The sequence below is a fragment of the Mesorhizobium sp. M1A.F.Ca.ET.072.01.1.1 genome, from assembly GCF_004023325.1.
GTDB lineage: Bacteria > Pseudomonadota > Alphaproteobacteria > Rhizobiales > Rhizobiaceae > Mesorhizobium.
In genome coordinates this window covers 1-7,756 of record NZ_RZSF01000316.1, presented here as the reverse complement: position 1 = coordinate 7,756, position 7,756 = coordinate 1, and the positions used below count along the sequence as shown (strand labels likewise).

The following is a 7,756-nucleotide window of genomic DNA, read 5'->3' as shown; positions in this document are numbered from 1 at the left end:
GGACCCGGCATTCCCGATGCGATCCGCTCACGCATCTTCGAATCCTACTTCACCACCAAGCCGGTCGGCGTCGGTACCGGCATCGGCCTGTCGATCTCGAAATCGATCGTCGAGCGTCACAACGGCAACATCTGGTTCGAAGAGGTGCAGCCGCACGGCGCACGCTTCGTCGTCCAGTTGCCGGCGATTGTCGGCAATGCGGCAAAGGCCGGCGAGGGTCCGGCGCGGTCGAGCGGGCTGCGCCATGCGCTGATCATCGACGACGAGCCCGACGTCGCCGGTTCGCTGTCCGACATATTGGAGCTCATGGGGCTCAAGTCGCGTCTCGTGCCAAGCTGGACGTCCGCCGGCGAGGTTCTGAGCGGGCACATGCCGCCGGATATCGTGTTTTCCGACCTGCGCATGCCGGGCACCAGCGGCATCTCGATCTACCGTGAATTGCTGGCCGAACGGCCGGGGCTGGCGCAGCGTTTCGTGCTGGTCACCGGCGACCTCATCGGCGCCAAGGCCGAGATTGAGGCACTGCCGCCGCAGCAGCGGCCGCAGATCCTGGAGAAGCCCTTCTCGACGCTCGACGTCCGCGGCATCCTTGCGACCGTTGCCGATGTCGCGGCGGCCGACAACGGCGCCGACATCTGAAATTGCTCCCTCTGCGGCTTCACCTGGATATCGTCGGATTCGAAAAAGAGGCTCCCGACCGACTTTGCGGCGGGAGCCTGACTGGAGCGCGGAGGGTGCGCTCAGGGGAGCCTAAAACACATTCGGGGTGTCGGTCAGCGGCGCGGCATTGGCGATCATACGCACAGCTCGGGCCCGGTGCTGACCGGACTGCTCGGCAATGGCACGCAGGCATTCGGCGTTCTCGGCGCCCCAGCTCTGCCCTTTGCAGGCGAATTCGACTTGCGACTGCGGCAGGCGCGCGGTTTTGAGCGTCGTCGGCGCGCCCTCCACGACATTGGCCGGAGGATTGATCGAGGCGAAAGCGGGACCCGCGGCTGGCGCAAGCACCATGCTAGCGAAGGCGGCAACGCCCAGCAGCATGAACATCGTCATCGGATGGTCGCTGGCGCGCTGGCGCAACGCCAGCTTCGGACGGCGATCATTGCGCTCGGGACCATAAGAGCGGCGGCTGGCATCGGCGATCCGGACTTTGGCAAACATCGGCTGTTCCCTTCGTTATCTTTCTTTTTTCCTTGAAACGAACTTAACCGCACCACGTAACAGCCGAATGATAGGGCGCGATGGCCCATGTAACAGGACTGAACGGGGATCGCTTCTGTTCCTTTTGCTCCTGTCGGATGCGGCGGACTGTAAGCGACCTCACACAGGCGCAGAATTGGCATGGCTGTTGCGATCGTCCGATGCGCGAAGCGCGTCGAAACGGTGCCCTCACAAACTGCGGATCCGAAGCTGGAACCGCCGTTTTGCACTCCTGGTTAAGGCTCGGATTTTCCGCGATTTTCTCGGCTCGGATGACTGCAAGCCGGTCGCCATGATATTTCCATACTTTCACAAGCCATTGCATTTTAATGGAAAATATGCTTTTATTGAATGAGCATTCAACAAAACGAGAGCATTCTTATGAACCCGCACCTGCGCGACGTGGCGATCCCCAACGATTGGGACCGGCGGGGTTTGCCGGGGTGGAGTTACCACTCCAACGCCCTTCTCGAGCTTGAGAAGGAATACGTCTTCCGCAATCACTGGCAGATCGCCGGCCATGTCTCCGACGTGCCAAATCCGGGCGACTATCTGACGATGGCCGTCATCGGCGAGCGGGCGCTGATCGTGCGCGGCAAGGACGGCGTCGTGCGTGCCTTCAACAACATGTGCCGTCATCGGGGCAGCCGCGTCGTCGCCGACAGCCAGGGCACCTGCAAGAACGCGCTGATCTGCCCGTTCCACGGCTGGGTCTACAATCTCGACGGCACGCTGCGGGGGGCTGCCCGTCCGCGCTCCTTCCCGGAACTCGACAAGACCGAGTTCGGGCTGATGCCGCTCGATCTCGAAGTCTGGATGGGCTTCATCTTCATCCGCTTCCGCAACGGTGGCCCGCAGCCTTCCGTGGCTGAACTCTTGAAGCCGATCGAGGCGGAGATCGCCCATTACAATGTTGCCGACATGGTGCCGTGCTTGGGCATCTGGACCCAGAAATCACCGGTCAACTGGAAATCGGTGCGCGACGTCGACAATGAGGGCTATCACGTCGCCATGGCGCATCCGGCGCTGCAGGACCTCTACGGCGCGACCTATTTCGACGAACCCTTCGTCAACGGCGTGTCGCGGTCCTTCGCCACCTACAACCCGCATGCCGGGCGGCGCTGGAGCGTCAACCAGTACATCAAAATAGCGCCCGAGCCGACGCACCTGCCCGAGTATCTGCGCAAAGCCTGGATCTATTACGGCATCTTCCCCAACAACGCGCTGTCGATCATGCCGGAATCGGTGCAGTTCTATCAGGAGTTCCCGCTGTCCACCGGCGAGACGCTGCTGCGCGGCGCGATCTACCGCTACAAGGACGAGACGCGGGAGCAGGCGGCGGCGCGCTACCTTGCCTACCGCATCGACCGCGACACCATGAACGAGGATGTCCAGCTCTCTGTCTGGTCGAACGAATCCATGCTCTCCGAGGCGTTCGGGGGCTTCTACCTCTCCGACCTCGAATATGGCGTGCGCACCCACCATGACCATCTGCGCAGGCAGGTGCCAGTACTGAACTTGGAGACCGCACCGGAGGAAAAGGACATGTGGGGATTGAACGACACGCTGCGGTCGAAGGGGTGAGAGCGTTCCTCTCCCCGTTCCACGGGGAAGAACTGTTACCTATGTATCCGGTTCAAAGTGTTACCCATCTATGGGTTGGACAGCAGGCAGGTGAGGGGCACCGCCGGCCTGCGGGGTTTACCTCCAACAGATGAAGTGCTGCAGGTCCGGTTGATCGTCGACCTCGGCGCCCCTCTCCGCCCTTCGGCACCTTCTCCCTGCGGAACGGGGAGGGAAAGGCCCTCACCCCCGCCAGACGCCTTCCTTCCTCAGATCATCCATCGTGCGCGAGATGCCTTCGCGCAGGATCGCGACCATGTCGTCGATCTGCTCGCGGCTGATGATGAGCGGCGGCGACATCACGCACATGTTGATTAGCGGCCGCACCAAGAGACCGAGCTCATGGCAATGCGCGTCGATACGTTTTCCCACATCCTTGTCGAGCTGCAGCGGATCCTTGCTCTCGCGGTCGGCGACGCATTCGACGCAAGCCATCAGGCCGGCGCCGCGTACCTCGCCGACCAGCGGCAGTTCCTCGAGTGTCTTCAGTCGCGCCTGGAAATAGGGCGCGATCTCGCGCGCATGCTGAAGCACGCCCTCTTCCAAAAGATCGAGGTTCTTCAGCGCGACGGCGCAGCCGATCGGATGGCTGGTGTAGGTGAGGCCATGGCCAAACAGGGCATCGGGATGGTTGGAGCGGCGCAGTTCCTCCAGCAGCCGCTCGGAGATGATCACGCCGCCAAGCGGGAAATAGCCCGAGGTCACCCCCTTGGCGAAGGTGATCATGTCCGGATCGAGGCCGAACACGTCGCCCGAGGCAAAAAGATGGCCGAGCCGTCCGAAGCCGGTCACCACCTCGTCCGAGACATAGAGTATCTCGTTCTCGCGGCAGATCTCACGGATGCGCTTCAGGTATCCGTCCGGCGGCACGACGACGCCGCCCGAAGCTTGCACCGGCTCGCCGACAAAGGCGCCGATGCGACCGGCGCCGACGCGCGCGACCGTGTCGCGGAACTGGTCGACGAGGAAATCGGTGAAGGCGTCGATGCTCATCTCCTTCGGCCGTCGGAACGGATCGGGCGAGGAGAGCTTGATTACCAGCTCGTCGGCACCATCCATCCAGTGCCGGTCGCGCGGGCGGCCGTTGAGCGAGGCCGACAGGTAGGTCGAGCCGTGATAGGCGCCGCCGCGGCTGATGATCAGCTTCTTCTCCGGCCTGCCGCGCACATTGTTGTAGAACTGCATGAAGCGCAGCGCCGTCTCCACCGCCGACGAGCCGCCGGTGGTGAAGAAGGTGTGACTGAGATCGCCGGGAGCGGCATCGGCGATGCGTCTCGCAAGCTCGGCTGAGGGCGCATTCATCGTATACCAAGGCGTGTTGTAGGACAGCGCCATCGCCTGGTCGTACATCACCCTTGCCAGTTCCTCCCGGCGATGCCCGACATTGATGCACCACATGCCGGCCGGACCGTCGATCAGCCGCTTGCCGGATGCGTCGGTGATGTAGATGTCCTCGCCCTCGCCGATCAGCGCCCGTGCCTCGGCGCCGACCGAACCGGCATAGGGCCAGGGCTGGACCAGATGGCGCTTGGCCAGCTCGACCGCATCGTCGTCCCCGGGCTCGACAACTTCCCTCGCCTTGATCTCTCGTGCAGCCGCCATCTTAGCCTCGCATGGTCCGTTGCGGTGATTTCCAGAGACATGAAACGAAGCGGAAAGCCATGGAAATTCGGCTTTTCGTCACTTCATTTTGAATGTCCATTCAATCAATATTGCAGAAATAGCGCTTGATTTCAATCGGCGGATGCGCTCATGATGAAAGAAAGCCGGCAAGTCTGGAGTGATCGCTCCGGGCACATAAATTGGGAACAGGCAGTCGGCGCCGATCAATGGGAAGGCCGTATGGCGGGACAGTCCGAGCCGGCAACTGCAATCACGCCCGGAGCGCTGCAATGACGGCCGCCGCGGAAGGGTCGCCCCCGCTGCGCATGGCGAGAGCCAGACGAAGTCCCCTTCTGCAGTCGGAAGCCGTCCAGGGCATTGCGCTGATCAGCCCGACTTTCCTTTACGCGCTCATCCTTCTCGTCCTGCCGATCCTGGTTGTTATAGCCCATTCCTTCTGGACGCAGGACTACCTGACCATCGACCACACATTCACGCTGGAGAATTATCGGATCGCGCTGACCGAGCCGATCTACCGCGACCTGCTCTGGCGCTCGCTCTACATCTCGCTGACGGTCAGCCTGCTCACCGTGCTGCTCGCCTATCCGATCGCCTATTTCATTTCCTTCCATGGCGGCCGCCAGAAGAGCCTCTGGCTGTTCCTCATCACCATCCCGTTCTGGACCAGCTACCTGCTGCGCGTGATGTCGTGGAAGGTGATCCTCGGCTACAACGGCGTGCTCAATTCCGGCCTGATGGGCCTCGGCATCATCGACGAGCCGTCGACTGCGCTGCTCTACAATTCCAGCGCGGTCATCATCACGCTGACTCACGCCTGGGCGACCTTCGCCATCCTGCCGATCTTCGTTTCGCTGGAGAAGGTCGACCGCACCCTGGTCGAAGCGGCGACCGATCTCGGCGACGGGCCGCTGCGCTCCTTTCTGCGCGTGACCTTGCCGCTGTCGGCGCCAGGCGTCATCTCGGCGGCGCTGATCGTCATGATCCCGACCGTCGGCGACTACGTCACGCCGAAGCTGGTCGGCGGCAAAGACGGCGTGATGATCGCCAACGCCATCCAGGCGCAATTCGGCAAGGCGTCGAACTGGCCGCTCGGCGCAGCACTCTCCGTCACAACCATGGTCATCGTCTCGCTGATGGCCGGCGCCGCGGTGCTGGTCATCCGCGCGCTGCAGAGGCTGGCGCGATGACGGCGATCAGACGTTACCTGCCAAGCTGGCTGTCGAGCTACGCCGCGCTCTACATTCTCTTCCTCTATCTGCCGGTGATCTTCCTGCCGATCTTCTCGATCAACACCGCGGCGACGCCGAAATTCCCGCTCTCAGGCGTCACGCTGCATTGGTACCAGGAACTGCCGCGCACGCCGGCACTGATCGACGCCACCTGGAACAGCTTGGTTGTCGGCGCCTCGGCCGCTATCCTGTCGACCGTGTTCGGCATTCTCGCCGCCCGTTCGATCACCCGCTACCGCTATCCCGGCCGCCGCACCGTCAACGGGCTGATCATGGCCCCGCTGGTGCTGCCCGAGGTCATCGTTGCCATCTCGATGCTCCTGGTGATGCTGCAACTGGGCTTGAGCCTGTCGCTGTTCACGGTCGTGCTTGGGCATGTGCTGGTCTGCATTCCCTATTCGATGACGGTGCTGACATCCGGCTTCGAAGGCTTCGACCGCAGCCTCGAGGAAGCCTCCGCCGATCTCGGCGAAAGCGCCTTCGGCACCTTCCGGCGTGTGACGCTGCCGATGGTGGCGCCAGCGATCGTCTCCAGCCTGCTGGTCTGCTTCACCATCTCGCTCGACGAGTTCATCATCGCCTTCTTCCTCACCGGCACCGAGGCGACGCTGCCGATCTACATCTGGGGACAGCTGCGCTTCGCGGCCAAGCTCCCCGGCGTGCTGGCGCTCGGCACCTTGTTGTTGGCGGCGTCTTTCGTGCTGATGACCGTTGCCGAGATCCTGCGCCGCCGCGCGGCGAGACGCACCCAGAACGAGGGAGGCCTCTATGCTTGAGCGGGTCCAGTCCGAGCGAACGATTTCCGATCGCGCCATGATCGAGATCCGCGACGTCACGCGCAGCTACGGCGCGTTCAAGGCGTTGGACAATGCATCGCTCGTGATCAGGGAGGGCGAGTTCTTCTCGCTGCTCGGGCCGTCCGGCTGCGGTAAGACCACGCTTTTGCGCATGATCGCCGGCTTCGATACGCCGACCAGCGGCTCGATCGCCGTCGACGGCCAGCCGATGGACGGCATTCCCGCCAACCGGCGTCCGACCAACATGGTCTTCCAGAGCTACGCGATCTTTCCGCACCTCAATGTCGAGCAGAACGTCGCCTATGGGCTGAAGCGGCTGAAACTACAAAGCGGCGAGGAAAAGCGCCGCGTCGAGGAGGCGCTGGCGCAGGTGTCGCTGACCAGCCTTGGCAAGCGCCGCGCCACCGAGCTCTCCGGCGGCCAGCGTCAGCGCGTGGCGCTTGCCCGCGCGCTGGTCATGCGTCCCAAGGTGCTGCTGCTCGACGAGCCGCTATCGGCTCTCGACAAGAAGCTGCGCGAGCAGATGCAGGTCGAGTTGCGCCGGCTGCAGCAGGCGGTAGGCATCACCTTCGTGCTGGTCACGCACGACCAGTATGAGGCTTTGGCCATGTCGGACCGCATCGCCGTGATGTTCGGCGGCCGTATCGCGCAGGTCGCCTCGCCCAAGGAAATCTACCAGCGCCCAGTCAACCGCCAGGTCGCCGACTTCCTCGGCGGCATGAATTTCGTCAAGGCCGAGATCGCCGAGGAGAACGGCGCGTCCTTGGTTGTCGACACGCTTGGCTTCGGGCGTGTGAGGACCGACAAGCCGAAGACCTTCGTCCGCCACGGCGGCGCGGCGACGCTCGGTATCCGGCCGGAGCGGCTGCGCGTGCTCTGGGACAATGCGACGGCCAAGTTCGAGGTCGCCGGCAAGGTGGTCGAGCGCCACTATTTCGGCGAGATCACGCATCTGATCGTCGAGATCCCGGGGCTGGAAAAGCCGCTCTCGGTGACCGAGACCAATGATTTCGGCGCCGACGACATTCCGGTCGGCGCGCCGATCCGTCTCGCCTACGACCCAGAGGCCCTGGTGGCGATGGCGGACTGAAGCCGCGCCAAAATCTTCCCGGCGGCGATGCGTCCGGCCACGATCGCGCCCTCGACATAGGCGGGGAAGGACGGCGACACTTCCGACGACGCAAAATGGATCGGCGGCGCGCCGGCAAGGATCGTGCGCTCGGCATCCGTTGCCGTCACGTCGACGATGAGATCGCTATAGGCGCCGCCGCTCCAGCGGTCATC

General features: G+C 63.3%; 9 protein-coding genes. 5 read left to right on the top strand and 4 right to left on the bottom strand.

Going from position 1 to position 7,756, the window contains the following annotated elements:
• Positions 1-639: ATP-binding protein (locus EOA32_RS29940; RefSeq protein ID WP_128373635.1), on the top strand; the 639-nt coding region annotated here is incomplete at its 5' end.
• A 111-nt stretch (positions 640-750) separates the two neighbouring features.
• On the opposite strand, the gene EOA32_RS29935 is transcribed toward EOA32_RS29940, so the two are convergent.
• On the bottom strand, positions 751-1,161 hold the full coding sequence (locus tag EOA32_RS29935; RefSeq protein WP_095799859.1) for a hypothetical protein: 411 nt from the start codon (positions 1,159-1,161) through the stop codon (positions 751-753).
• 420 nt (positions 1,162-1,581) lie between these two features.
• Here EOA32_RS29935 and EOA32_RS29930 point away from each other — a divergent pair, with 420 nt between their 5' ends.
• A complete protein-coding gene (locus tag EOA32_RS29930) occupies positions 1,582-2,784 on the top strand; it encodes an aromatic ring-hydroxylating dioxygenase subunit alpha (RefSeq protein WP_128373634.1) in 1,203 nt (400 codons plus the stop codon).
• A 222-nt stretch (positions 2,785-3,006) separates the two neighbouring features.
• On the opposite strand, the gene EOA32_RS29925 is transcribed toward EOA32_RS29930, so the two are convergent.
• Both EOA32_RS29925 and EOA32_RS38895 read right to left on the bottom strand, forming a co-directional pair.
• A complete protein-coding gene (locus tag EOA32_RS29925; protein ID WP_128373633.1) occupies positions 3,007-4,425 on the bottom strand; it encodes an aminotransferase in 1,419 nt (472 codons plus the stop codon).
• Between the two features lie 78 nt (positions 4,426-4,503).
• Positions 4,504-4,653 carry a hypothetical protein gene (locus tag EOA32_RS38895; protein WP_189407477.1) on the bottom strand — a complete coding sequence of 50 codons (150 nt, stop codon included), beginning with the start codon at positions 4,651-4,653 and terminating at the stop codon, positions 4,504-4,506.
• Between the two features lie 62 nt (positions 4,654-4,715).
• Between EOA32_RS38895 and EOA32_RS29920 the strand changes: the two genes are divergently transcribed.
• From EOA32_RS29920 to EOA32_RS29910, 3 genes are read left to right on the top strand one after another with little or no spacing between them, the layout of a single operon-like run.
• On the top strand, positions 4,716-5,633 hold the full coding sequence (locus EOA32_RS29920; protein WP_095782478.1) for an ABC transporter permease: 918 nt from the start codon (positions 4,716-4,718) through the stop codon (positions 5,631-5,633).
• On the top strand, positions 5,630-6,451 hold the full coding sequence (locus tag EOA32_RS29915; protein WP_095782479.1) for an ABC transporter permease: 822 nt from the start codon (positions 5,630-5,632) through the stop codon (positions 6,449-6,451). The genes EOA32_RS29920 and EOA32_RS29915 overlap by 4 nt, the downstream gene beginning before the upstream one ends.
• Positions 6,452-6,488: 37 nt before the next feature.
• Positions 6,489-7,562: an ABC transporter ATP-binding protein gene (locus EOA32_RS29910; RefSeq protein ID WP_128373636.1), complete on the top strand. Its 1,074-nt coding sequence runs from the start codon at positions 6,489-6,491 to the stop codon at positions 7,560-7,562.
• On the opposite strand, the gene EOA32_RS29905 is transcribed toward EOA32_RS29910, so the two are convergent.
• Positions 7,526-7,756: FAD-dependent oxidoreductase (locus EOA32_RS29905; RefSeq protein ID WP_189407475.1), on the bottom strand; the 231-nt coding region annotated here is incomplete at its 5' end. The two genes, EOA32_RS29910 and EOA32_RS29905, sit on opposite strands and share 37 nt — an antisense overlap.